Origin of the sequence: Nostoc sp. TCL26-01 (genome assembly GCF_013393945.1) — a bacterium.
Taxonomy (GTDB): domain Bacteria; phylum Cyanobacteriota; class Cyanobacteriia; order Cyanobacteriales; family Nostocaceae; genus Trichormus.
This window is the reverse complement of sequence record NZ_CP040297.1, coordinates 4,985,623-5,009,597: the sequence shown is the minus strand read 5'-3', so window position 1 is coordinate 5,009,597 and position 23,975 is coordinate 4,985,623. Positions and strand designations below refer to the sequence as shown.

Below are 23,975 nucleotides of genomic sequence, written 5' to 3'. Positions count from 1 at the left end.
ATACCTACTGAAACTTTTCCAACACCCTCTAAACCTGATGTTCAATGTTGCAGATTTATTTAAGTGGGTGTTCTTTGGCAAATATGCTTTGTAGGAAATGTGACGCTGAAAGCTATTGATCTCAATCGGCTATTTACTTCTCCATCGCAGCCACATTTACAAAGCTCCTAGAATTGTGACAATTACGCTAGAATTATTAAAGCTTCTTTACAGAATTTGCCGAACATCCCCAATTCTGTTAAAACAGCCTAGCACACCAATGTAAACTCAAAAATTCTCTCTAAATTTTACCGAAAGCCTCTATGACGCTCCCAATTCGTAACGTCGCCATTATCGCCCACGTTGACCACGGCAAGACCACCCTGGTTGATGCACTCCTCAAACAATCCGGCATTTTCCGCGAAGGCGAAGACGTTCCGGATTGCGTCATGGACTCCAACGCTCTAGAACGAGAACGGGGTATCACCATCCTGTCGAAAAATACAGCCGTTCGCTACAAAGAAACCCTCATCAATATTGTTGATACTCCGGGACACGCCGATTTTGGTGGTGAAGTGGAACGGGTACTCGGCATGGTTGACGGATGTCTGTTGATTGTCGATGCCAATGAAGGCCCCATGCCGCAAACACGGTTTGTGTTGAAAAAAGCTTTGGAAAAAGGGCTACGCCCCATTGTTGTCATCAACAAAATTGATCGCGCCAAGGCTGATCCCCACGTTGCTGTTGATAAAGTTTTGGATCTGTTCTTGGAACTAGGTGCAGATGAAGACCAATGTGATTTTACCTATCTGTTTGCTTCCGGTATGGGCGGTTATGCCAAAGAGAGCATGGAAGCAGAAGCAGTAGATATGCAGCCTCTGTTTAATGCCATTCTGCAACACGTTCCACCACCAGTAGGCGACATCAACAAGCCTCTACAATTGCAAGTCACAACCTTAGATTATTCTGAATATCTGGGACGGATTGTCATTGGTAGAATTCACAACGGCACTATCCGCACTGGACAACAAGCAGCACTTGTGACAGAAAGTGGTAATATTGTCAAGGGCAAAATTACTAAGTTGATGGGTTTTGAAGGCTTGAAGCGGGTAGAAATGGAAGAAGCTACCGCCGGTTACATTGTGGCTGTGGCTGGTTTTGCTGATGCTTATATTGGCGAAACAATTACCGACCCCAACGAACCCCAAGCTTTACCACTAATTAAAGTAGATGAACCAACCTTACAGATGACTTTCTGGGTGAATGATTCACCTTTTGCGGGTCAAGAAGGTAAATTGGTGACATCAAGACAAGTACGCGATCGCCTATTCCGCGAACTAGAAACCAACGTCGCCCTGCGAGTAGAAGAAACCGATTCTCCCGATAAATTCCTCGTTTCCGGTCGTGGTGAACTCCACTTGGGTATTTTAATCGAAACCATGCGCCGTGAGGGTTTTGAGTTCCAAGTATCTCAGCCACAAGTAATTTACCGCGAAATCAACGGACAACCTTGCGAACCTTATGAATTGCTGGTGCTAGACGTTCCTGCTGATGCTGTTGGTAGCTGTATCGAACGCTTAGGACAACGCAAAGGCGAAATGCAAGATATGCAGCCTGGTAGTGGCGATCGCACTCAACTAGAGTTTGTCATTCCCGCCCGTGGTTTGATTGGTTTCCGGGGTGAATTTATGCGGATGACTCGTGGTGAAGGCATCATGAACCACAGTTTCCTAGATTACCGTCAACTCAGTGGGGAAATTGAAGCCCGTAACAAAGGTGTTCTCATCTCCTTTGAAGAGGGTGTTTCCACCTTCTACGCCATGAAAAACGCTGAAGATAGAGGCTCATTCTTTATCACTCCCGGTACTAAAGTTTACAGAGGTATGATTGTGGGAGAACACAATCGTCCCCAAGATTTAGAACTGAATGTTTGCAAAACCAAGCAGTTAACTAACCACCGTGCTGCTGGTGGCGATGAACTAGTACAATTACAAGCGCCAATAGACATGAGTTTAGAGCGTGCTTTGGAGTACATCGGCCCTGATGAATTAGTGGAAGTTACACCACAATCAATTCGGCTGCGGAAGATGGCGAAGAAATTGGCAAAACGGTAAGTACAGCCATAGTTTATTCCGTCATTAATTGAGAAAGCCCACATCCGTGGGCTTTTTGTTTATTTACAGACTAGATATATTTTGAAAAATTGATGAATAGTGCTTATAGCAATAGCCAAGGTGATTAAAACATTAACAGATGATCAAATTTAGACACCGAAAGACTTTTCACCCTGTTCCCTGGATAGTTAAATATAGTATATTAACCTTGACTATGAGCTTGACTCTCAGTAGTTGCACACAAGAAAGAAGAACAATGTTGCGAATAACTACTGAGAAATTTCATGAGCAAGTAGTAGAAGCGATCGCATCACTCAAAGAAATATATCAACTGAATAATGTTCCACTATCCCCAGAACTCTCTCGTGATTTAATTACTCAACAATTACTCACAGATCCCACTATTAACTTTAGAGATATTAGAGCCGTAGATAAAATTATCACCCAAGATAACGAAACCAATAAACAACCATCCAGTTTTGATCAAGATTTAGCAGCATTAACAGCAGAATATGATACAGCATTAGAGATATTTCAAAATCTCGAAAACATAGATTATGGTAGTTCTAAAATAGTTTCTCAATCTGCTCAACCTGCGAGATGCTTAACAGTTAAGATGTTACTCTTAGCAAAACAAATTCAAGAAAGACCACCTAAACCCAACAATCCCCAACGAGTACTTATCAGTATCAAGTTACAGCAACTCCGCAAACAGTTTAATAATTCACCAGCAAATTCTGAGGATATTAAACGTCAAGTAGCTGAACAAATAGATAAATGGATACAAGTTAACACTGCTGAAAAAAAGATGCTAGAAGATGCTGTATCTAAACTTGTAACGGCGGCGGATACAGGACGGCAATTATCAAAACTGATTGATGATTATGCCAATATCAGTTTTGAAATTATGGCTACCAGAATTACTCAAATTCTTGGTGTCACAACTACTTTGAGTGGTAGAGATTACAGTTCAATACTGATCAGAATGAAGACAGTAGAAAGCGCTATCAATCAAGACAAAACTTTAAAAGATTTTGTCAGAGAAGTATCTTTTAATAGAAGACAGCCAGAAATATCCAAAGCTCAACTATGTCAATAAATAGAGGCTAGGGCGTGTTTTCTTCGTCTAATTTTTTTACCTATAACTCTACCTCTAAAACACCTCATCTTCAAGTCCTTGCCACCATTCTCCCAGATTCATTAAGTCTTGGTGAATATCTGCTAATTTTTCAGCATAGTCATTTTCTGACATAGTGTCTCGGCATTCTTGTAATTTTTTTAAGCGCAACTGCACTAATAGCCAGGGTTTAGCAATGCTATTTGTGGATTCTATATATTGTGCTAATTCTTTACTATCCATATTATTTTTAGCTTTTTGATATGCAAATATGTGACTATTTAGAGAATAAAACAGCCACGATTAGAGTCGTGACTGCTTACTTTATTTACAGATCAATGTTAGAGAAAATTGGAGTTAAGCTTGAGCATAATTTGCTGCTGCAAATTCCCAGTTAACTAACTGATCTAAGAAATTTTTGATAAAAGCAGGACGAGCATTTTTAAAGTCGATGTAATAGGCGTGTTCCCAAACATCTAAAGTTAAGAGTGCCTTTTGTCCATAAGCTAGAGGATTTTCGGCGTTTGGTGTTTTAGTCACTTTCAGTGTGCCGTTATCATTAATTAGCCAAGCCCAACCGCTACCGAATTGTGTTGCAGCCGCGTTGGAAAATTCTTCTTTAAATTTGTCGAAGCTACCAAAATCTTGGTCGATTTTAGCTGCGAGTTCGCCTGTAGGTGTACCACCACCTGCGGGGGTCAATGAATTCCAGAAAAAGGTGTGGTTCCACACTTGAGCCGCGTTATTGAAGATGCCGGCTTTAGCAGAGTCTTTAAAGGAGATTTTAATGACTTCTTCTAGAGACTTATCTGCTAGTTCTGTACCGTCGGTGAGCTTGTTCAAGTTATCTACATAAGCTTTATGATGCTTGCCGTAGTGATACTCAAAGGTTTCACCTTTCATGCCATACTTCTCTAGAGCATTGAAGTCGTAGGGTAAGGGTGCTTGTGTGAATGCCATTTTGTGAAGTCCTCTCTTGACCGGTTTCCAATTGAAAGCTATGTACAGAGCTTAGGAAATTGCAGTTTTTGTCTTGACTAGTTTTGTATCCTGAATACGGGATATAAAACTTAACATCGTCATTCTACTACCAAAGTGAAGATTAAGACAAAGTAGTTTTTAAATAAGCTAAAATCTGGTCAATCAATGCTCATAGATAAAAACAGCTAATACTTTTGGTATAGAGGCTAATCCCGGATTTCTCACCAGACTTATTAAACTGAGGTTTTCTCTTTGTCCAAAGATTGTAGGGGCGGGTTCATTAAGATCATTGTTAATCATTAATCATTTCTGTAAACCCGCCCCTACCGCTTGTGAGAAATGCGGGTAATGAGTAGTGAAATGTTTGATCATTGATCATTTATATAGTATGAGAACTGAGAGAACAAAAGCTGTCTCTAAAAAAATTAAGTTTCAAAACTTGCGTTTTAGAAATGAAGTTAATTCTTGATTTAAGTTTACGATAAGTTGTAGTTGACTAAATTTAAGAGTTGGTGTTTGGAAATTTTTATTGTTTCTACCTTTAGGTGTAGTACTTAATTATTAAAAATCTATCTCAAGTTAGATGACTTTGTTTTCCCATGCTTGAGAAGATTTGACGAAAATACTTAACTTAATTTAAATATAGCTAATTTTACAGTCTTGTGGCTCTACCCTTTGGATGTCAAATAAAAATAAGAAGTAAGTTTGATGTTACTTACTCCTCATAAATCTATAGTATTAAACGTAGTAGGTTAAGGCTTTGGGAAAACCAACACCTATATCCATACTGGATTTTTAAGATCCATGTTGGGTTGCGCTGCACTTAACCCAACCTACAATTTTTCAGATATCTAGAAGGTGATAATTACCATTGAGACAAACGGTTTTGGTAATAGTCAACAATTTGTGCGGTAACATCTGATATGCTCAAGCCATCAGTTTGAATCTCAATTGCATCTGCGGCTTTTTGCAGAGGGGAAACTTTGCGAGTGCTATCTTTCCAGTCACGTTCAGCAATGTCTTTTTCTAGTTGTGCTAGATTTACTTCCATCTGACCTTGTTTTTGAAAGTCTTGCTGACGACGACGGGCGCGTTCACCTACCGAGGCCGTTAAAAAGATTTTTACTTCCGCATCGGGGAAGACATGAGTCCCAATATCTCTACCTTCAGCTACTAGTCCGCCTTTTTTACCCCAGCTTTGTTGCTGCTTAACCAACGCTTCGCGGACAGCAGTTTGAGCTGCGATCGCTGATACTTGAGATGTCACCTCAACGGAACGAATTGCTTGAGTCACATCAGTATTATCAATCCACACCCGCACTGGTGATTTTAAATCTTGATTGGGGGTAAGCTCTATTTTACATTTATTGGCTAATTCAGCGATCGCACACTCATCGTCAATAGCAATACCCTGTTGTAGCACTAACCAAGTGACAGCACGGTACATGGCTCCTGTATCTAAATACACTAAACCCAGCTTAGTTGCTACTTGACGAGCCACGGTGGATTTTCCCGCACCGGCTGGCCCATCAATAGCGATGATAAGTTGACGATCGCGCAAGATGGTATTGTCAATCAAACGTGTAGAACCAAGACGAGCTGCGATCGCGAGCATTCCTTCCTCCTGAATTTTATCTAATGGCATTAACGTAGTCGGCTCAACCAATTCAATATATTCCACGAAAACAGTACTTACCTTAGCTAATTCCTGCTGTACCACTGCTATCAATTCACGACTGTGGCGATCGCCTGCCTTAAATGCAGCTTCAGCTTGCAACAAGCCACGATACAATATTGCTGCCTGCTGTTTTTCTTCGGTAGTCAAATATTGATTGCGAGAGCTACAGGCTAAACCCGATGCTTCCCGCACCGTAGGACAAGCAACAATTTCCACAGGCAAATTCAAATCAGCCACTAACCGTTTAATCACAGCTAATTGCTGACCATCCTTTTGACCAAAATAAGCACGATCAGGTTGTACCAAGTTTAAAAGCTTGGTCACAATCGTTGCCACACCCTGAAAGTGACCTAGCCGAGAACGACCACACAAGCCAGATATCATAGCAGATGGAGGGATTACTTGTGTAACCAGAGATTCCTGTATATTTTTCGCCGGAATTCCCAATTCTTCCGGATTAGGTGCAAAAATGGCATCCACACTCGCTTGTTCACACAATTGTTGGTCTTGTTCTAGCGTTCTTGGATAGCGTCCATAATCTTCTTTGGGGCCAAATTGCAAGGGATTGACAAAAATACTAACAATCACCGTGGAATTTTCTTGTCGCGCCCGTTCAATCAAGCTTAAATGACCTTGATGCAAACTACCCATAGTCGGAACCAGACCGATTGCTGTCTGATACCAGTTAGTTATGCCATCCAGTATCTGTTCTGCTGATACTGTCAGCTGATTTTCTAAGCGACGTTTCTTTAAATAGCAGCGTAAAGCTGCAACCGTTGTCAGCAGGCGCACAAAAAAATACCCCTAGTTCTTCTTGAACCTCTCCCCCGTTAGTTTATATCTGAAATAGGGGTTAAGAGATAGTTGAACCAGAGGATTTAGGAATTGGAGATTAGTGATTGGCGATTGGGGATTGGCGACTAGGGACTAGTTCAGCGTCCTTTCCATATTATGTGCTTTCTCCCAGTACCCAATCCCCAGTACCCTGTCCTCTATCTTCCCAATACTTGAATATGCACTGGAGCAACGCCACTGCCGATCATACCCAAAAGTCTGGCTGCACCAGTAGACACATCAATGATGCGACCCCGAATGTATGGGCCACGGTCATTGATTCTGACAACTACAGAACGACCGTTGCGGGTGTTGGTTACTTTCACTTTTGTCCCCAGAGGCAAGCTGCGGTGCGCTGCTGTCATGGCTTCGGGGTTAAATCTCTCGCCACTGGCAGTTTGGCTACCAGAACCGTCATAGCCATAATAAGATGCTATCCCTCGGAAACTCAGCCGGACTCCGCCGATCGCAATCTCCTGCGGTATTTTGGGGATGGACACTGGTGAACGTGTCGGTAAATTAGCAATCTGGCTGAGAGGAGAGGCATTACCTATGAGTCGCCGTAGGCGATTAGTGGCTTGTAATGCGTCTTGTGCCAAACTGTTGGTGGTATCCGCTAGGCGGGTATTTTGATTAATTTCCACCAATTCTTGATTACTGGTTTTGATGATAAAGCGATCGCCGTTCGATTGTTGGTTAGAGGAACCTTTGTTTTGAGCTTGAGTAGCGACCGATGATTTGTCCTCGCCTTGCCAACTGACGGTAATCTGATCGGCTTTTACATCTTCCCGAACTAGCTGGTTGATTTTTGCTGCTACTAAACTAGCTCTTTTGACTGGATCATCATTTAGCGAGTCAACTTGGGTTCTGGCATCCGCTAAATTTCCAGCACTCGCCACTTTAACTGAGTTATCAGTATTAAGGGCGTACGATCGCACGCCCTCAGCATTTCCAATTACACCCTCTTTTGTCTCCACATTGGCAACTGGCTTAGAACTCGTAAAGGTGAGAACTGGAATATTCCGGATAAACAGGGTTGCCGCCCTGCGACCTCCGATGTTGTGAGGATGAATGCTCGTAATCACAGCATCCGAGGTTATTTTCCCCTCTGAGGATTTAAACTCCCCTACTTTAACTACGTCACTAGTTGCGGTTGTTTGAGCAACTGGTGCGGTGGTGTTCGTAGTTTGAGTCCTACCGACTGTTGGTGTTCCCAAAACAGTTACAGATAGGGCGGCAATAGTCCACAAATGTCTTTGATTCATGCGTCCGATTTTAAAGCGACTGTAGAACAGCAGTTTTATTTACTCTTAAGACTTGTTTCACTTTTAGTGGCAACTCCTAAAAATGCAAACTCGTTCCGCTTTCACTTTCTGTTTATAACTGCATCAGACTAGCACGAACTTCTAGCCTTGGGGATCAGGGTTTTATCGTAGGTATTAGCAATTTTTTCCAAATTAATTTCGCTGCACAAGGGTGAAACCTTGTTCAAATGCGGATTTTGCCCATGTAACCTTTTTTTCTAAATACCAAGTTTTTCTTAGTAAAACTTAACAATTTTCTAGGAGGAATTCGCCCAAAGTATGCTGATTTTTTTCAGGGAATTCTCTAGGATAATCTGTAGTTTTTATAACTTATACCAATTTCTCATCAAATTAATAATAATCTATTATACTACAAGATTTTCATCCGGAAAATACTGAGTTGTAATTGCTTTACATTTATTTCATGATAGCTGACAATTTAGTATTGTCAATAGTTTCAAGCAATAGATTTTTACGGTGATCGAAAGATAAGTATTTATCTTTATCTATTTTTTATGATACATAAATATGTGATACTACTCTTAAAGTAGTTAAAAAACGTGACCTTAGTGACATTTAATCACCGTAATCCCAAGTAAAAAAAAGTGCTATTTCTTGTAGCTAAATTTTTTGCACGACAAAGTAAAATAAATTGTAAAGAAAGAGAAAATCACCCATAATCGTGAGTGCAGCAATTTTGTCTTGTATCAAAAGTAACATTTGATTCTTAAACACTAGATTAATTGATAAAGCGTACTTTTTGAGAGCAAACTATTAGCTCATGGCAAATCCAGGAGATTTAGAAATACTACCTTCCCCTCTACTAACTGTGATCAACGATTTGCATTCTCAATACAAATCGCTCAAAGAAGGAATAGTCGCTAACTATATACCAGAACTTGCGAAAGTAAACCCAGACCTATTTAGTATTTCCATTGCCACAGTAGACGGTCAGGTTTATCAGGTGGGAGATGATCAACAACTATTTACTATCCAGTCAATTTCTAAGGTACTGGCTTACGGACTCGCTTTAGAAGATCATGGACGAGATTATGTCTTGACTAGAGTGGGAGTGGAACCAACAGGAGACGCATTTAACGCGATTATTTTAGATGAGCAGTCCAAGCGACCATATAATCCCATGGTAAATGCTGGAGCGATCGCCACCACTAGTTTAATTAAAGGTGCTGGAGCTACAGAACGACTGAATCGAGTCCTAGAAATGTTTCGTCGGTACATTGGTCATGACGTATTTGTTGATATTTCCGTCTTTACCTCCGAACGCAGCACCGGACATCGCAACCGGGCGATGGCGCACCTCATGCTCAACTTTGGCATGATCAACCAAAATATAGAAGAAGCTTTAGACTTATATTTTCAGCAGTGTGCTGTGATGGTGAACTGTCGTGACTTAGCTGTGATGGCGGCGACTCTAGCCAACAAAGGTGTCAACCCCATCACAAAAGAACAAGCTGTAGATAGTACATATATAAAAGATATCCTCAGCGTCATGTACACCTGTGGGATGTATAACTTTGCTGGTGAATGGGCTTACAAAATTGGCATTCCCGCCAAAAGTGGCGTTTGTGGCGGAATTATGGCTGTAGTCCCTAACCAGATGGGAATTGCTGTATTTTCCCCACCTCTTGATATTCGCGGTAACAGCGTCCGAGGGGTGAAAGTCTGCGAAGAACTCTCACAGCGCTTGGGGTTACATCTGTTTGAGTGTAGGGGGAAAGGAGTCAGTGGTCATTAGTCATTGGTCAATAGTCAATAGTCAATGGTCAATGGTCAATAGTCCGATTCTTCACCACTCAGTACTCCCTCACTCCCTCACTCCCTCACTCTCTCACTCAGCACTCAGCACTCTCATCTTCATTGTCACGAAAGGCTAAACAATATTGATTTTTGTAGATTAATTGCTAAAGAAATCTGAGGAAAATGAGAGAACAGGCTAAGTCAACTATATAAACAGTTGTAAGGGAGTGAACGGAAGTCACACTAAACGATGTTTGTACCAGATGTAACTAACCAATTAATGATGATGCTTCTGTCATCATTACCAAAGAGTTGGGGTTTACATCCGTCATCTACTCTAGAAAATTAGGGCGAACTTCTATGAAACAACCATATCTTTCTCCCGACGATTTGCCCACACATAAAACAACGCTGATTAGTGAAATATTACTCAGTCAGCTAGAAGAGACAACCAAGAAGAGTTTTTATTTAGCGTGTAAGCATTCAATACGCATTTTGTTATCTAGTTGTCATTGGTATTTTAAGGTTAATAGCGGTATTCTCATGCTAGTGATGGTTTGTCATGATATCGAGAGTTACCAAAATATCATGATGATTGTTCCTTACTTGGCCAGTCAGTTAAAACGTTATGCTAACCAAGCTAAAATTAGTATTAGTTCTCCCGTAAATCAAGGTATACCCTGGGTTATTAACGTCAATCAAATCTTACCTGAGGAAGATTCATCTAATCATTAGTCATTAGTCATTAGTCATTGGTCATTAGTCATTAGTTATTAGTTATGAAATCTTAGCTATGGACTAGTGACTTAGGACTTACGCACTCAACCAATAAACTCTTTTGAGGGTGGTTAATAGTCAATAGTCAATAGACATCGACCGAATTTAATTCTGCGTTGCCTGAAATCCATGTAGAGACGTTGCACTGCAACGTCTCTACATTCTTTCATATGATGTTGGCGATCGCTTTCTCAACTGCTTGCAACGCCGCGCTGACTTCTGCCTCTGTCACAATCAATGGTGGAACAAAACGAACGACTTTTGGCCCTGCGGGTACAAGTAATAAGCCTTCCTTAATCGCAGCGTTGACGACATCAGCAGCAGTTAACTGGATATCTGCTTGTAATTCCAAACCATTGATTAAACCCCAACCGCGCACTTCAGTGAGATGATGGGGATATTTAGCAGCGATCGCTCTCAATCCTGCTCTTAGTTGTTCACCTCTAGCTTGCACATTCTGCAAAATATTCTCTTTTTCTAATGTCTGACAAACTGCCAGTGCGACTCCACAGGCAAAGGGATTTCCGCCAAAAGTGCTAGCGTGTTCTCCTGGTTGGAACACATCACAGAATTTCTTACTCATCATTGCCCCAATGGGGATACCGCCGCCTAAACCTTTGGCGCTGGTGAAGATATCCGGCTCAACACCCAGATATTCATAACCCCATAATTTACCACTGCGTCCCATACCAACTTGCACTTCGTCGAAAATCAACAAAATACCAGTCTCATCACAAATCTTCCGCAGTCTTTGGAAATATTCTACATCTCCCGGACGAACGCCACCTTCACCTTGTAATGGTTCAATTAAGATGGCAGCAACGCGGTAATCTCCCTCATCTAACTCACTAATTGCTGCTTCTATAGCACTAATATCGTTGTATGGTACGTAATGAAATCCTGGTACTAGAGGGTCAAAATATTTCTGGTACTTTGGTTGGGCTGTGGCGGTGATAGTTGCTAAAGTCCGACCGTGGAAACTGGCGTTAGCTGTGAGGATAATTGGTTTTTCAATGTCCAAAACTGTGTGAGCATATTTGCGCGCCAGTTTAATTGCGGCTTCGTTTGCCTCTGCACCAGAGTTACAGAAAAATACACGATCAGCACAGGAGTGTTGAATAATCCATTTAGCTAGTTCACCTTGTTCGGGAATGTAGTACAAATTAGAGACATGATGCAGCTTCTGAATCTGGCGTGTCACTGCTTCTACCATCGCTGGGTGGGCGTGTCCTAAAGTACAAGTGGCAATCCCCGCCACAAAATCTAGGTACTCCCGTCCTTGGGTATCCCAAACTCGACAACCTGCACCCCGTTCTAGGGCGAGGGGAAATCGGCCATAGGTGGACATGACAGATGCGTCAAAGCTATCTGCGCTAAAGGGACTAGATGCAACAGAACCTGATGGGGGGTTCGTGGCTTGCTCTAGCAGAGTTTGTAGGCTCACTAACGCTCCTCCTGCGGATGCTTAATCGTATACTTACTTACTAGTTTCCTAGAGATTCTTAAAAATTTAGTGTGTCTTTTACATTATCTTGAGCTTAACATTATATATCTTCAAACCTGTGACGATGGTGAAAAATAACTTTGTATTCAACCTTTGAGCAAAAATACAAACGCATTCAACAAGAATTAATGGCCGGGACGATCGCTCTCGGTGGTGTTTTTCTCATTGGGACTTTGTGGTATAAGCTAGTCGAGGGCTGGTCATGGGAAGATGCTGCTTACATGACGGTCATCACCTTAGCTACTGTGGGATACGGTGAAACACACCCCCTGGGTAGCCGAGGCAGGTTGTTTACCATTGCCCTGATTTTATTGGGTGTGGTGAATATTGGTTACATTGTCAACAGGTTTACGGAAGCAGTTATTCAGGGCTACTTTCAACAAGGTATTCGACTAAGACAACAAAGGCGATTAATGGAATCTCTATCAGAACATTACATTATCTGTGGATTTAGTCGCACTGGTCGGCAAATTGCGAAGGAATTTCGCGCGGAAGGTGTACAGTTTGTCGTGATTGATTCTGAGTTGGAATCCGTAGAAAGAGCGCAAACCGAAGGTTATATAGTCTATCAAGGTGATGCTACTTTAGATGATACCTTGTTGAAAGTGGGTATTGACCGGGCAATGTGTTTAGTTGCTGCTCTACCTTCTGATGCTGAAAATTTATACACTGTATTGTCAGCGAAAACCTTGAATCCAAGAATTAGAGCGATCGCCAGAGCCAGCACGGAAGAAGCGCTACAAAAATTACAACGTGGCGGTGCAGATGCAGTAATTTCACCGTATATTACAGGTGGTAAGCGCATGGCTGCGGCAGCCCTCAGACCACAAGTATTAGACTTTGTAGATGGGATTCTTACAGGTGCAGACCGTCAATTATACATGGAAGAATTTTTACTTGACCCAGCCTTTTGTCCCTTCGTCGGTCAAACCTTGCAAAAAGCTAAATTGCGATCGCAAACAGGAGCATTAGTCCTGGCTATTCGTCGTCTTGATGGTACACTCATCGGTGGCCCCACCGGCGATACCGTCTTAATGCCAGGAGACACCCTAATTTGCATGGGAACCGCCGAACAACTTAGAAGCCTCAATCAAGTTCTCGGCCCCATCAATTCTCAGTATTTGCGACAGCCTAAGAATAGTTGAAGCTTAACTAACCTCTTGCCACCCGTGACTAGATGCTACGCTTTTAGTCGCCCATTCCACAATCATTGGTGGTGCGGCGGAGATAAAAATACTGGGATAAACAAACGTACCCCAAGTGGGATGTACGAGGACACAACATTTGTTTTTTAAAACAGGGTAGTGAAGTAAAGCCTTGACAACTGCTGTATCATTGTGGGGGATTGCCCCAGGACGAGAAAGTAGAGGGTAGCCAGTACGAGGATCTATGAGGTCTGCTAAATAATTGCGATCGCGTAAATTAAAAGCAAGGTCAAAACCAAATCGCATAAACCTCTCCCGCAAAAGTTCCTTTTCTATTTCTATTTCGGGTGTACTTGTCACTAAAGGATATCGGGACTTTTGTAAAACAATCACAACCCAAAATAGAGTTTGCTGTTGCCAATCTGGTAATATCCGTTCGCGGTTGGCACAGATATACTGACTGGGAGAGTGAATAGAAATTTGCACCGCTTGTCCCTGTTTGCCAACCAAATTAATGGGACAAGTATGCTCCGCAGTATAAACTCTGGGATAATTCACCACATCGATTCGGTTTTCGCAACTTTTTAATTTACTCTTTAAAATCGATGATAACTCTTAACACTTCCAAAAACTTATCAAATTTTTAGTCAAAGTTAGTTTTTGATCAAAGAGTTACCTCTTAATTGTGAAGTTTTAATCTGATTTTTATAATTTATTAACCTCGTCTGATACTAATCTTGCAGATAAATAATCACCATATGTAAAACTTCTTACCCACTTCTCTCTCCCTGTCTAAGCAAATCATCTCAAAAATTCAGCCAAATTATTCTAGTTAATCAAGTTTTAAAGCATTAACTGGTACTTCATCCCAAGATGCAACTGTCCGCAAACTTGCCACCCAACCAGCTGATTTTTGGAAGTCGGTTAAATTGTTCTGGAACGACTCATGACAGTCCTTAGCTTGCGACTCATCACAACAAGCAATACAGGCATGAATCATTCCTGATGGATCAATTTGTTCATTTACCCAAATAGTCATGAATTATCCTCTGAAAAAAATTGCCTATTTTAAATAGTAATAGACTTAGGACTTACGCACTCAACCAATAAACCCTTCTGAGGGTGGTCAATAGTCCATAGTCCATAGTCCATAGTCAAAATTAAGTTTTTTGAACTGTTGAGTATTGACTATTGGCAAAAAAGCCAGAAACTTTAGTGACACTACGTAAGTCCTAAGACTGTGAAATCCTCAAGCAATTATTTACAATAAAAAAACTTTTAATCCTGTCACCTGTCACCTGTCACCTATCACCTGTCACCTATAACCCGTCACCTATCACCTGTCACCTATCACCTGTCACCTGTCACCTATCACCTGTCACCCGTCTCTCTTCTAGCTAACTTCTTCTTTCATAGCGACGACGATAGAGTAATTCTAACTGTCCTCCATACTCTTGAATCCAAGCAATCTGGCGTTGATAAAGTCCACGAAAGCTGTTAGCAAAAAACAGGGTAAATATTGCCACAACTAATCCTGATGCTGTAGACACCAAAGCTTCACTAATTCCCGATGTGACACCTGCGGTTTTTGTGCCACCGACATCACCAATATCCAAAGCAGCAAAGGAAGTAATTAATCCCAAAACAGTACCCAGCAAGCCGAGTAAAGGTGCAAGTCCAATGATAGTGTCAAAAATACTTTGAAAGCGTTTGAGTATAGGTATTTCCGCTTGGGCTTCACTTTCCAAAGCCAAACGAAATTCCTCTGGTGTTGGTTCCTCTAATTCTAAAGCAGCCAGAAAAATCCGCGCGATGGGTAAATCTGTATGTTGCTGCAATGTTTCCAATGCACCAACTACATTATCCAGACGATAAAGTTTTAGTACTTCTTTCACTACACGGTTTTGCTTACCACTAATTCTCACCCAAAAACTCACACGTTCAATAATCAACCCAACTGCTAGTAACGAAAATGCCAGCAGAGGCCACATCACCACGCCACCTGCTTGAAATAAATTATTAATTGCCATCTATTATTGCTTAACTCAATTGATGCAAACCCAGATTACCTGCATTTCTCACAAAATGGTAGGGGCGGGTTCACAAATATGCTTCAATCATTCACGAATATCTCGTTAACCCGCCCATACAGCCTCTGGACTTCGGTTTGATAAATTTCGTGAGAAATTCGGGATTAGCATTAGTCATTGGTCATTAGTCATTGGTTTTGAATTCCTGGTTTGCGTAGCGTCTTGTAGGGAAAAGGATTGGCTATTGACTCCATTCATCAGAGTTTATCCTTGTCAGTTGCGCTTGAGAGAAAAACTCGACTCAATTCTAATGAAATATCTTCAAACCCAGGAATAGCTACGGACTGATTTGGTAAAGAAATTTGTTTACTCAGATAATTAAATTTACCATGAGTATCTTGATAAGGCTGACTATAACGCTCAAGTTGAAGAGCATTTAAATCTACAATCCAATAATTTAAAATTTCTGCTTCTGCATATATTTCTAACTTCTTGGTTTGGTCATAGGTTAATGTAGAATCGGAAATTTCTATCACTAGTAAAATATCTTGGGGGTAGGGATGATGAGCGAGATAATCTTCATCTCTCCCGCGTGCAATAACTACATCTGGTTCTGGTTCACTCTGATTGGGTAAAGTAATTGGGTCTTGTCTACGAATCACAACTGTGTCACCCAAAAGTCGATCTAATTGACGACAGAGAATAGAACCGCAGACTGTATGAGGCGTTCCCTTAGCTACCATTTGGATTAATTCTCCTCTGATTAATTCTATGCGATCGCCTTCTTTTAAAAATCCCAGTTCTATCAATTGATGATATTCATCTATAGTGAATCGCTTTGGTGTGACAACACTCATAAGACCAATTACCAAAAATCTCTAGTCTTAGCCTAATTTAAAATTAACTTGACTGTGAACTCAAAGCAGCAAACTGTTGCCAGCACAAATATAAAGCACGGGGTACATGAAAACATCCCTTCCATTTGCCACCTTTCAGATTTAATAATACTTCACCACGGCGATTTAGGTAGCCAAACCATTCGCCATATTCTGAGTCGGCAAAGTGCGCCCAAGTATAATCGTGCATTTTTTCATACCATTCCCAACAGTCTGTACGTCCTGTTAAGCGATAAGCCATTGCCAATGCTACCAACGATTCTAGGTGTACCCACCACAATTTTTGATCCCATTCTAGTTGCTGTGGTGGATGACCATTAGCATCCATAAAATAGTACAAGCCGCCGTATTCACTATCCCAAGCAAAATTGAGAATATTCAACACTACATCAACAGCTTGGTTGATAGTTTTGCTGTCGTTTTGCCGTTGGGCAATATCCATAATAAACCACATCGCCTCGATCCCATGACCAGGATTAATTAGTCGTCCTTCAAAACAATCAATATGGGAACCATCAGGAGCAACATTTTCGTACATCAACCCCCGTTCTGTGTCCAGAAAATCACCCATCACTTCTTGAACAGTTGCAGCTAAGACTTTTTCCAACGTTTCCGGAGATAACAACCACTCCATTTCTAAAGTGAGATTGGCTAAAATCATCGGCACAGATAAAGATTTCATGGGACGTGTGCCGGGGTAAGCTTTAGTATATTTTCCCTTGGGATTTGCTTGGCGGCGGAGAACGTTGTTATATGCTTGCATAGCGACATCTTTGGCCCATTCTGCACCAGAGGCTAGGGCATATTGACTAAATGCCATTGCTGCAAAGCAATCAGAAAAAATATTGTAGGGTTGAACTAATGGTTCCCCTGTGCGAGTGAGAGCAAAATACCAATTACCCTCTGCATCTCGGCCGTGTTGAGCTAAAAATTTAGCCCCATTTTTGGCAATGTTCAACCAGTTTTCCCGTTTTTCTAACTGGTTGCATATCATAGAAAAAGTCCAAACTTGGCGATTTTGCAACCAGATAAATTTGTCTGTATCATACACTTTACCCTGGCGATCGAGGCAAGTAAAGTAACCGCCTTGTTCCCAGTCGAGGGAGTGATTTTCCCAAAAGGGCAATACATGATCAAGGAGAGTATTTTTGTACAGTTCTGCTAGCTGTTGCCAATCTTGCCTCATCATATCCTCTCCTGTTCCAAACCAACAGCGTTAATTATAAGTAATTTCCGGAAGCAAATCAGAGTGCTATATGAATAATCTCATCACAACTCAATTACCCACTCCTCCTCACTTTCACTCAGAAAAAGTTAGCGAAGTCTGGCGTGTACCCTATCAAGAAAGAGCAGCAGCAGCAACAGCATGGCAAAAAAAACACAATATTCAACCTGCAATCTTAGATCAAACTCGTATTTGCCTATTACTGATAGATGTTCAGAATACTTTCTGTATTCCCGGATTTGAGTTATTTGTTGGTGGTAAATCTGGAACTGGAGCAGTTGACGATAATAGAAGAATCTGTGAATTTATCTATCATCATTTAGGCGTGATTACCAAAATCATTCCTACCCTAGATACTCATACAGCAACACAAATATTTCACCCAATTTTTTGGGTAAATCAGTTAGGTGAACACCCCATACCAGCAGTTACCAATATCTCTCCGACAGATATTGATCAAGGTATTTGGCAAGTTAATCCAGATGTAGCTAACAGCATTACTCATGGTGATTATGAGTTATTAAAAAAACACGCTTACCACTATGTCAAACAACTCAGTCAAAATGGCAAGTATCCTTTAATAGTTTGGCCTTATCATTCTATGTTGGGAGGAATTGGTCATGCTTTGGTTGCCTCAGTCGAAGAAGCGATATTTTTTCATAGTCTGGTTCGTCAAAGTCCCACCCAATTTGAAATTAAAGGTGATAACCCTTTAACAGAAAATTATTCTGTTTTGCGTCCAGAAGTTTTAATTGGGTTTGATGAAAATCCTCTAGCGCAAAAAAACCAGCGCCTAATTCAGCAACTTTTAGAATTTGATGCTGTCATCATTGCTGGACAAGCTAAAAGTCATTGTGTTGCTTGGACGATTGATGATTTATTAACAGAAATCCAACACATAGATCCTAGTCTTGCTAAAAAAGTTTACTTGCTAGAAGATTGTACTTCCCCTGTCGTAGTTCCAGGAGTTGTGGACTACACAGAACAAGCCGATGCGGCGTTTGCTAGGTTTGCAGCAGCAGGAATGCACATCATTAAATCTACTGAACCTATGCCAATCTCATCTTAATTTGATAGATGAATTTCAATAGTTATCAGTTATCAGTACTTTGATAACTGATAACTGATATAGCGGTATTCACTTGAATGAGATACAGAATTGACCACAAAATTCATACACTAATAGACTTTCAACCCTGTTCCCTGTTTCCTGTTTCCTGTTTCCTGCTATAACTGATTCGCTATTTACCTGTCAGCTTTACTAAACCAATCCCACCAAAATAAAGCCCAAGTACTGCACCAGCCAACAAGCTTTGAGTTAGAGGATCTGTAGAAGGAGTGAGAACAGCGCCTAAGACTACTGCTGCCATAATGACAAAGCGCCAACCAGCAAGCATTCTACCTGAAGAAACTATGCCTAAATTAGCCAATAACAATTGAATAATCGGGACTTGAAATGCTAAACCAGTACTGAATAATAGCAGCAGCACAAATTCAAAATATTTGTCAATTGACCACAATTGTTCGACAACATCTGCACCATAGCTGATGAAAAAATTCAACGCGGCGGGAATTAAAAGTAAATAGGCAAATACTAAACCAGCTACAAACAGCACACTTGAACCTAAAACTATCGGCCCAAGTAACCCACGTTCACGGCGAGTTAAACCTGGAAGCACAAATAAAATGATTTGATAGAGGATGAAAGGGCTAGAAAGCAACAAGCCACTGTAAGCGGCTACCTTGAGAGAAACAAAGAAATACTCTCCTGGTGCTAGTTGGAGAAATTTTACTCCCTGGGCTGGGACTTCTAAGAGTTGGACAATTGGTTTGACAGCAAAGAAACAGCCAACAATACCTACTGCTACAGCAATTAGGGCATAAAAAATCCGTTGGCGTAACTCTTCGAGATGGTCAAATAGAGACATTTCCACTTCATCTGGCAACTCATCTTGAGCCTCCATTTCTGAGTTGCCATATCCTTCTGTATCAATGTCAGGGGTGGTTCTGGTATCTACGTCTTGTGAGGGGGTCATGAGTCAAGTGGTAGGCAACATTTGCTAACTATTGTATCTGGGGAAGCAACTACGACAACAGGACTAACCCATTCAAAGCAAAAATTAAATTATGGGTTTGGGATGCAAATAAACAGAACTTATATGAGATTATGAGAATATATAGGAATGAACCGACTTTTGACTCTGCATTTTGGGAATATTCTTGGTTGGTAATCCTAGACAGCCTTGATGCGTAAGTCGTGCAAGATGTTTTTTGAGTAGTATCTGCATAATTAGTCACAAATTCATCTCCTCAAAAAGCCGGAACAGTGGTGATTAAATCACGTCTGTGGCGATGGGTGGCAGCATTAGTCAACAATGCTCAGTTTTTGAATTCCGGTTCATCAGGTGGTATCTACAAATCAAGCGATCGGAAATTTTTGCTGAGGTTGGTATGAATAGGAGGATTTGCATTACCCTCATGGCATTGCCCATTTATTTTTACAATGCCGGGGTAAATTTGGTCAGTAATGATTTGTCCAGTTTGACAAATCGTATTTTGAGTGTATCTTCTATCGTTGAGCATAGGCAAACTTGGCGAATTTCAGCTAGAGATGAACAAACAGGTGATTGTTTGCGTCAACGTAGATGTAAAGATTAGCCCAGTCTGGATTTTTTAGTATTAATGTACTATAATAAATCAGCTTTTCTCAGGCGAAATATAAATTTTTCGTTGTAACTAAATATGCTGAATCACAGTAAAAACTTTCAAGTGAATTTAGCTAACGCTCTTTATAGACACGGTGACGTTTTAATTAAACGTATTGTTACCATACCTCAGAACGCTCAAAAGCGCGTAGGTACTATTCTCGCTCATGGGGAACTCACAGGACACAGCCATCGTATCCAACAGACTCAGGCTGTTCAGTTATGGGTGCATGGTAGTGAACTGTTTCTAGAGGTCAAACAAACAGGCGCTACTTTAGTTCATGAGGAGCATCGGCCGATTGAATTACCGCCAGGAGTTTATCACGTTTGGCGACAACGAGAGTACCGCCCTGATGCTTACGTAGAGGTGGAAGATTAATGCTGAGTTTGATGTCTAAGGGACGTGTGCCAAAAAAAGTAGCGAAGCCACGCCCAAACCTACATGAGCAGCCTGTATCGGCTGAACTTGCCCGAAAACTCATCCTGGAAAATCGTGCTTGGGAGGGGATGCGGGTTTTGGGTAACTTAGATTTAAGCGGTGCGTCACAGCTTGATCATTTGCCCGAAAATCTCACTTGTGAAACCCTCAATATTAGCGACTGCGTAAATTTAACTCATCTTCCTAAAGGTCTTCATGTTACCCAATGGATTGAGTTAGCTGGGAGTGGAATTAGCAATTTAGGTGCAGGACATGGTTTTGTTTTGCGCTGGCGGGGTGTACAGGTTAGTGATCAAATCATCTTTGCTGCCGAGTCTATTACAGGACAAGATATCCTGAATACAGACAACGTAGAATTACGCCGTGTGCTAATTGAACGGCTGGGATACGAGAAATTTTTACAACAGGTAGGTGGGTTGATCCGCGATCGCGATCGTGATGTAGGCGGGGAACGTCAACTAGTGTATATTCCTTTTGAGGATGACGAAGCCCTGATGGTTTTGCGGGTAACTTGCCCATCCACAGGACACACTCATATCCTCCGTGTTCCCCCCTATATGCAAAGTTGCCATCAAGCAGCAGCCTGGGTTGCCGGGTTTACTAATCCTGATGAATATCATCCCGTAATTGAAGCCTAAGCTGACCAAATCAGTTACCAGTTATCAGTTATCAGTTAATAAAAGTTTACTGTTCACTCTTCACTGTTTACTATCTCAATCACAACTCTGCCCCATTCCCCAGTTTACACAGTATTGGGTTGAACAAAACGCTTAATTTCACCACAGGCAATATAGGATTTGCCATCAGGGGCTAATTTGACTTCATCAACAACATAGAGCATACCTTCTTCACGGATTGAGCGAGGAAAGCGCATATTCCAATCAGGCTCATATCCGTCAGCAACTACCCTAGCACGCAACTTGCTACCATCTTTGACACACTGAACAAGAATGCCACTATCTACAGTGTCAGTAGTAGGAAGATTAGCAGCGCTAGCTGGCGCTTTAAAAGTTTTACCACTGCTGATTGTTGGCGATCGCCTAGCAACAAAGATATCAGTTTCACCGGGTTTAGCAAAGCGGTTAATTGTGCCACGTACCCGATAGAAACTGCCATCTTGGGAAAGTTCGACCCCTTCCACAACGTAGCGCGCCCCCTCCGCACGCATGGCGCGGGGAAACTGAACGTTTTTACTGGCATCATAACCATCAGATACGACCTTAACCCGTAACTTACCCCCTTCACGCACACAGGACAATTCCACACCTGAACCAACTTCATTGACTGTGGGAATTGCGTATATTTCTTCTCCCGCAGTCACACCACGACCCGCTAAATCACTACGATTGCGCGTCATTGTCTGATATGTTTGATCCAACAGTTCTTTACGTCCGGCATTACCCAGAGCTTTTTGAGCAATGCGTCCGGCGAAATATTCCAGCTGATCTATTTCCTCAGCAATCTCAAAATTTTCATTTAAGCCTTTATTTCGCAGTTCTTCCACCAGAGAACGGAGAATTTGTTCAGCTTCTTGGTGCTTACCATGTTCTGCCAAATCGAGGGCAGTTTCTTTAGCTTTAGCAATAGTTAAACGGGTTAAATCAAGAATAATATGACTAGAAGAGGCAAAAGCTGATTCCTCAACTGTACCAACTTGAGCCACAATATCTGTTGTCCCAGAAATGCTTTGAATGATATTATCTTCCACCACATCAGCACTGTAATGTAGCTTCATCACAGGTAATGCGCCGATTTGAGTTGAGGGAATTTCTAGACTTAATCCTAAAAGTTTGTCTTCACCTTCGTACAGTTCGCCTAATGTCATCACAGGTTGATTAACCTGATTGTGGCTGACTTTAGCGAGACTTAAAATATCTACAAGATTGACATGATCAGCCAACTCCAGCGTTACTTTCAGGTTTTGCCCTACCACTGCTCTGAGACTATCTAGCTCAATACTAAACACTTCGGTAGCTTCATCAACGCTTTGAATAAAGTAGAAGTTACCATTAGCAGCTCTTGCCATGCTAATCAGCAAATCCTCATTAAAACCCTGGGCAAAACCCAATGTAGTTGTGATAATGCCTTCCTCCGCTTTTTGCCCAGCTGTGGCTGTGAGTATTTGCGGATCTTGAATACCCATATTAGCGTGACCATCGGTTAATAGCAGGACACGGTTGATTTTTTGGGGGTCAAATTGGTTTTTTACATATTCGCAACCTTTGAGCCATCCCCCAGATAAATTGGTAATACCACCTGCGTAAACTTTGCCTAACGCATTTTTTAATGCAGATTTGTTAGTCACAGGTTGAGGTGGGACAACAGTATCCACGGTATCATCATAGACAACCACCGAAAGAATGTCATTTGCCTCAAGTTGATCCACTACAGATTCAGCAGCTTTGAGTGCATGAAACAAGGGTGCGCCTGCCATAGAGCCAGAACGATCAATTACAAGCGATAAGTTAAGATCACGTCGGCGAGACTCAGGTGTATCAACCCGAAACCGCAGTAACAGATTAGTTTTTGATGAAGCACCAACAGGTAATATTGCTTGGTCAAATGTGTAACTTGTTTTGATCATTTTGTAAACCTTCGCAATTATTTTTCATCACTGGTTATCTTGATCATCCGGAGACAACAAGTGTTGCTTTTAGTTTACCCAGTCAGCCCAAAAGTCGTCCTGAACTCAAATTTAACTGTTATGTAAAACTGGAAACTACTGTGCTGAACGATAGGCAACACGGAGACTCTGCACCAGTAGGATGAGAGAAGCGATCGCCATTAATCCACCCCAAAACCAATAAGGTAATAATAAATACTTTTGGATCTGGGCTGTATCAGAAATGCCCAAGGGGCCAGCCGAAAAACTAAATAGATAATCTAATTGATGATAAGTACTCACACAGGCTTGCACACCCAAAAATTGAATGGCAAATCCTTGCGCCCATCGGGGAGCCTTGAGAGCAGTTCCTAAGATAATTAAACCTAGTAAAGGAATAGCCACAAATCCAAACCAGGAACGTACCCAAATTAATGTAGAAATTAGTAAAAAACTCCCCAAAATTTTGAGACTGAGGGAAGCGGTTTGAAAACTGCGGGAAGCTAAAATTAAAGCCGCACCAGCAAGCGGTGGCCCCATTGGCCCGGCGGCGGCAACTAAAGCAGGGCCAATCGGGCCAAATGATGTTCTGATGGCATAGGTAGCAACACCAGAACCATTACTAAAAATCTGTAACTTCTGAAACTGCCCACCTAATAACAATGCCATCAAGCCATGACCCATTTCATGAAACCAAGTAGCCAGAATAGTAAATGGGTATAAAATATAGTCACCTCCTGGAACTTGCCACAGTAAAGCTGTAGCGATCGCAGCTCCTATTAACCAAGTTAGTCCCATCCGTTCCACTGCCGGTGGGGCTTCTTGATGTAGCAAGGTGTCAAATTGTTTCCCTGGTTCAGCCATAGTAATTCGTAGTTCGTAATTCG

The 23,975-nt window shown here is 41.6% G+C and carries 23 protein-coding genes; 10 read left to right on the top strand and 13 right to left on the bottom strand.

Annotation, left to right across the window (positions count from 1 at the left end; genetic code table 11):
- The first annotated feature begins 302 nt into the window (after positions 1-302).
- Positions 303-2,093, top strand: coding sequence for a translational GTPase TypA (gene typA, locus FD725_RS21655; protein ID WP_179050057.1), 1,791 nt, complete (start codon positions 303-305; stop codon positions 2,091-2,093).
- 256 nt (positions 2,094-2,349) lie between these two features.
- On the top strand, positions 2,350-3,192 hold the full coding sequence (locus tag FD725_RS21650) for a hypothetical protein (protein WP_179050056.1): 843 nt from the start codon (positions 2,350-2,352) through the stop codon (positions 3,190-3,192).
- A gap of 54 nt (positions 3,193-3,246) precedes the next feature.
- Here the strand turns inward: FD725_RS21650 and FD725_RS21645 are convergent, their stop codons facing one another.
- From FD725_RS21645 to FD725_RS21630, 4 genes are all read right to left on the bottom strand, one after another.
- Positions 3,247-3,453 carry a hypothetical protein gene (locus FD725_RS21645; protein ID WP_179050055.1) on the bottom strand — a complete coding sequence of 69 codons (207 nt, stop codon included), beginning with the start codon at positions 3,451-3,453 and terminating at the stop codon, positions 3,247-3,249.
- A gap of 114 nt (positions 3,454-3,567) precedes the next feature.
- Positions 3,568-4,170, bottom strand: a complete 603-nt coding sequence (locus FD725_RS21640; RefSeq protein ID WP_179050054.1) for a superoxide dismutase — start codon at positions 4,168-4,170, stop codon at positions 3,568-3,570.
- An 886-nt stretch (positions 4,171-5,056) separates the two neighbouring features.
- Positions 5,057-6,661, bottom strand: a complete 1,605-nt coding sequence (locus FD725_RS21635; RefSeq protein ID WP_179050053.1) for a bifunctional pantoate--beta-alanine ligase/(d)CMP kinase — start codon at positions 6,659-6,661, stop codon at positions 5,057-5,059.
- 200 nt (positions 6,662-6,861) lie between these two features.
- Positions 6,862-7,968 carry a septal ring lytic transglycosylase RlpA family protein gene (locus FD725_RS21630; RefSeq protein WP_179050052.1) on the bottom strand — a complete coding sequence of 369 codons (1,107 nt, stop codon included), beginning with the start codon at positions 7,966-7,968 and terminating at the stop codon, positions 6,862-6,864.
- Between the two features lie 820 nt (positions 7,969-8,788).
- On the opposite strand from FD725_RS21630, the gene glsA reads away from it, so the two are divergent.
- Positions 8,789-9,763, top strand: a complete 975-nt coding sequence (gene glsA, locus FD725_RS21625) for a glutaminase A (RefSeq protein ID WP_179050051.1) — start codon at positions 8,789-8,791, stop codon at positions 9,761-9,763.
- Between the two features lie 362 nt (positions 9,764-10,125).
- The gene (locus FD725_RS21620) at positions 10,126-10,500 is read left to right on the top strand and encodes a hypothetical protein (protein WP_179050050.1); all 375 of its coding nucleotides are present in this window, start codon (positions 10,126-10,128) and stop codon (positions 10,498-10,500) included.
- 208 nt (positions 10,501-10,708) lie between these two features.
- Here FD725_RS21620 and FD725_RS21615 read toward each other — a convergent pair whose 3' ends face one another.
- Positions 10,709-11,986 (bottom strand): aspartate aminotransferase family protein, encoded by a 1,278-nt coding sequence (locus FD725_RS21615; protein ID WP_179050049.1) that lies wholly within the window; start codon positions 11,984-11,986, stop codon positions 10,709-10,711.
- Positions 11,987-12,126: 140 nt separating this feature from the next.
- Between FD725_RS21615 and FD725_RS21610 the strand changes: the two genes are divergently transcribed.
- The gene (locus tag FD725_RS21610) at positions 12,127-13,191 is read left to right on the top strand and encodes a TrkA family potassium uptake protein (RefSeq protein WP_306296881.1); all 1,065 of its coding nucleotides are present in this window, start codon (positions 12,127-12,129) and stop codon (positions 13,189-13,191) included.
- A gap of 3 nt (positions 13,192-13,194) precedes the next feature.
- On the opposite strand, the gene FD725_RS21605 is transcribed toward FD725_RS21610, so the two are convergent.
- The 5 genes from FD725_RS21605 to FD725_RS21585 all read right to left on the bottom strand — a co-directional run bounded on the left by FD725_RS21605 (position 13,195) and on the right by FD725_RS21585 (position 17,303).
- The gene (locus tag FD725_RS21605) at positions 13,195-13,752 is read right to left on the bottom strand and encodes a methylmalonic aciduria and homocystinuria type D protein (protein WP_179050048.1); all 558 of its coding nucleotides are present in this window, start codon (positions 13,750-13,752) and stop codon (positions 13,195-13,197) included.
- A gap of 271 nt (positions 13,753-14,023) precedes the next feature.
- Positions 14,024-14,230, bottom strand: a complete 207-nt coding sequence (locus FD725_RS21600; protein WP_179050047.1) for a glycogen debranching protein — start codon at positions 14,228-14,230, stop codon at positions 14,024-14,026.
- Between the two features lie 358 nt (positions 14,231-14,588).
- Positions 14,589-15,221 carry a MotA/TolQ/ExbB proton channel family protein gene (locus tag FD725_RS21595; protein WP_179050046.1) on the bottom strand — a complete coding sequence of 211 codons (633 nt, stop codon included), beginning with the start codon at positions 15,219-15,221 and terminating at the stop codon, positions 14,589-14,591.
- A 257-nt stretch (positions 15,222-15,478) separates the two neighbouring features.
- Complete coding sequence (locus FD725_RS21590; RefSeq protein ID WP_179050045.1) at positions 15,479-16,078, bottom strand: Uma2 family endonuclease; 600 nt, start codon at positions 16,076-16,078, stop codon at positions 15,479-15,481.
- Between the two features lie 43 nt (positions 16,079-16,121).
- On the bottom strand, positions 16,122-17,303 hold the full coding sequence (locus FD725_RS21585) for an AGE family epimerase/isomerase (RefSeq protein ID WP_179051634.1): 1,182 nt from the start codon (positions 17,301-17,303) through the stop codon (positions 16,122-16,124).
- Between the two features lie 70 nt (positions 17,304-17,373).
- Between FD725_RS21585 and FD725_RS21580 the strand changes: the two genes are divergently transcribed.
- Positions 17,374-18,411, top strand: coding sequence for an isochorismatase (locus FD725_RS21580; protein WP_179050044.1), 1,038 nt, complete (start codon positions 17,374-17,376; stop codon positions 18,409-18,411).
- Between the two features lie 172 nt (positions 18,412-18,583).
- Here FD725_RS21580 and tatC read toward each other — a convergent pair whose 3' ends face one another.
- On the bottom strand, positions 18,584-19,378 hold the full coding sequence (tatC, locus tag FD725_RS21575) for a twin-arginine translocase subunit TatC (RefSeq protein ID WP_179050043.1): 795 nt from the start codon (positions 19,376-19,378) through the stop codon (positions 18,584-18,586).
- 290 nt (positions 19,379-19,668) lie between these two features.
- Between tatC and FD725_RS32630 the strand changes: the two genes are divergently transcribed.
- The 4 genes from FD725_RS32630 (at position 19,669) to FD725_RS21560 (ending at position 21,124) form a co-directional block, all read left to right on the top strand.
- Positions 19,669-19,797: a hypothetical protein gene (locus FD725_RS32630; protein WP_256871690.1), complete on the top strand. Its 129-nt coding sequence runs from the start codon at positions 19,669-19,671 to the stop codon at positions 19,795-19,797.
- 23 nt (positions 19,798-19,820) lie between these two features.
- Positions 19,821-20,000 carry a hypothetical protein gene (locus FD725_RS21570; RefSeq protein WP_256871688.1) on the top strand — a complete coding sequence of 60 codons (180 nt, stop codon included), beginning with the start codon at positions 19,821-19,823 and terminating at the stop codon, positions 19,998-20,000.
- Between the two features lie 84 nt (positions 20,001-20,084).
- The gene (locus FD725_RS21565) at positions 20,085-20,426 is read left to right on the top strand and encodes a hypothetical protein (RefSeq protein WP_179050041.1); all 342 of its coding nucleotides are present in this window, start codon (positions 20,085-20,087) and stop codon (positions 20,424-20,426) included.
- Complete coding sequence (locus FD725_RS21560; RefSeq protein WP_179050040.1) at positions 20,426-21,124, top strand: DUF6745 domain-containing protein; 699 nt, start codon at positions 20,426-20,428, stop codon at positions 21,122-21,124. Before FD725_RS21565 ends, FD725_RS21560 begins: the two co-directional genes overlap by 1 nt.
- A 104-nt stretch (positions 21,125-21,228) precedes the next feature.
- Here the strand turns inward: FD725_RS21560 and FD725_RS21555 are convergent, their stop codons facing one another.
- Together FD725_RS21555 and FD725_RS21550 are read right to left on the bottom strand one after the other, a co-directional pair.
- Positions 21,229-23,070 (bottom strand): VWA domain-containing protein, encoded by a 1,842-nt coding sequence (locus FD725_RS21555; RefSeq protein ID WP_179050039.1) that lies wholly within the window; start codon positions 23,068-23,070, stop codon positions 21,229-21,231.
- A 135-nt stretch (positions 23,071-23,205) separates the two neighbouring features.
- Positions 23,206-23,952 (bottom strand): M50 family metallopeptidase, encoded by a 747-nt coding sequence (locus FD725_RS21550; protein WP_179050038.1) that lies wholly within the window; start codon positions 23,950-23,952, stop codon positions 23,206-23,208.
- Between the last annotated feature and the right edge of the window lie 23 nt (positions 23,953-23,975).

What these genes read in the sequence shown, in the direction of transcription:
- typA (WP_179050057.1), top strand. Translation starts at nt 303, where the DNA reads ATGACGCTCCCAATTCGTAACGTCGCCATTATCGCCCACGTTGACCAC.
- FD725_RS21650 (WP_179050056.1), top strand. Translation starts at nt 2,350, where the DNA reads ATGTTGCGAATAACTACTGAGAAATTTCATGAGCAAGTAGTAGAAGCG.
- FD725_RS21645 (WP_179050055.1), bottom strand. Translation starts at nt 3,453, where the DNA reads ATGGATAGTAAAGAATTAGCACAATATATAGAATCCACAAATAGCATT.
- FD725_RS21640 (WP_179050054.1), bottom strand. Translation starts at nt 4,170, where the DNA reads ATGGCATTCACACAAGCACCCTTACCCTACGACTTCAATGCTCTAGAG.
- FD725_RS21630 (WP_179050052.1), bottom strand. Translation starts at nt 7,968, where the DNA reads ATGAATCAAAGACATTTGTGGACTATTGCCGCCCTATCTGTAACTGTT.
- glsA (WP_179050051.1), top strand. Translation starts at nt 8,789, where the DNA reads ATGGCAAATCCAGGAGATTTAGAAATACTACCTTCCCCTCTACTAACT.
- FD725_RS21620 (WP_179050050.1), top strand. Translation starts at nt 10,126, where the DNA reads ATGAAACAACCATATCTTTCTCCCGACGATTTGCCCACACATAAAACA.
- FD725_RS21600 (WP_179050047.1), bottom strand. Translation starts at nt 14,230, where the DNA reads ATGACTATTTGGGTAAATGAACAAATTGATCCATCAGGAATGATTCAT.
- FD725_RS21595 (WP_179050046.1), bottom strand. Translation starts at nt 15,221, where the DNA reads ATGGCAATTAATAATTTATTTCAAGCAGGTGGCGTGGTGATGTGGCCT.
- FD725_RS21590 (WP_179050045.1), bottom strand. Translation starts at nt 16,078, where the DNA reads ATGAGTGTTGTCACACCAAAGCGATTCACTATAGATGAATATCATCAA.
- FD725_RS21585 (WP_179051634.1), bottom strand. Translation starts at nt 17,303, where the DNA reads ATGAGGCAAGATTGGCAACAGCTAGCAGAACTGTACAAAAATACTCTC.
- FD725_RS21580 (WP_179050044.1), top strand. Translation starts at nt 17,374, where the DNA reads ATGAATAATCTCATCACAACTCAATTACCCACTCCTCCTCACTTTCAC.
- tatC (WP_179050043.1), bottom strand. Translation starts at nt 19,378, where the DNA reads ATGACCCCCTCACAAGACGTAGATACCAGAACCACCCCTGACATTGAT.
- FD725_RS21570 (WP_256871688.1), top strand. Translation starts at nt 19,821, where the DNA reads ATGGCATTGCCCATTTATTTTTACAATGCCGGGGTAAATTTGGTCAGT.
- FD725_RS21565 (WP_179050041.1), top strand. Translation starts at nt 20,085, where the DNA reads ATGCTGAATCACAGTAAAAACTTTCAAGTGAATTTAGCTAACGCTCTT.
- FD725_RS21560 (WP_179050040.1), top strand. Translation starts at nt 20,426, where the DNA reads ATGCTGAGTTTGATGTCTAAGGGACGTGTGCCAAAAAAAGTAGCGAAG.
- FD725_RS21555 (WP_179050039.1), bottom strand. Translation starts at nt 23,070, where the DNA reads ATGATCAAAACAAGTTACACATTTGACCAAGCAATATTACCTGTTGGT.
- FD725_RS21550 (WP_179050038.1), bottom strand. Translation starts at nt 23,952, where the DNA reads ATGGCTGAACCAGGGAAACAATTTGACACCTTGCTACATCAAGAAGCC.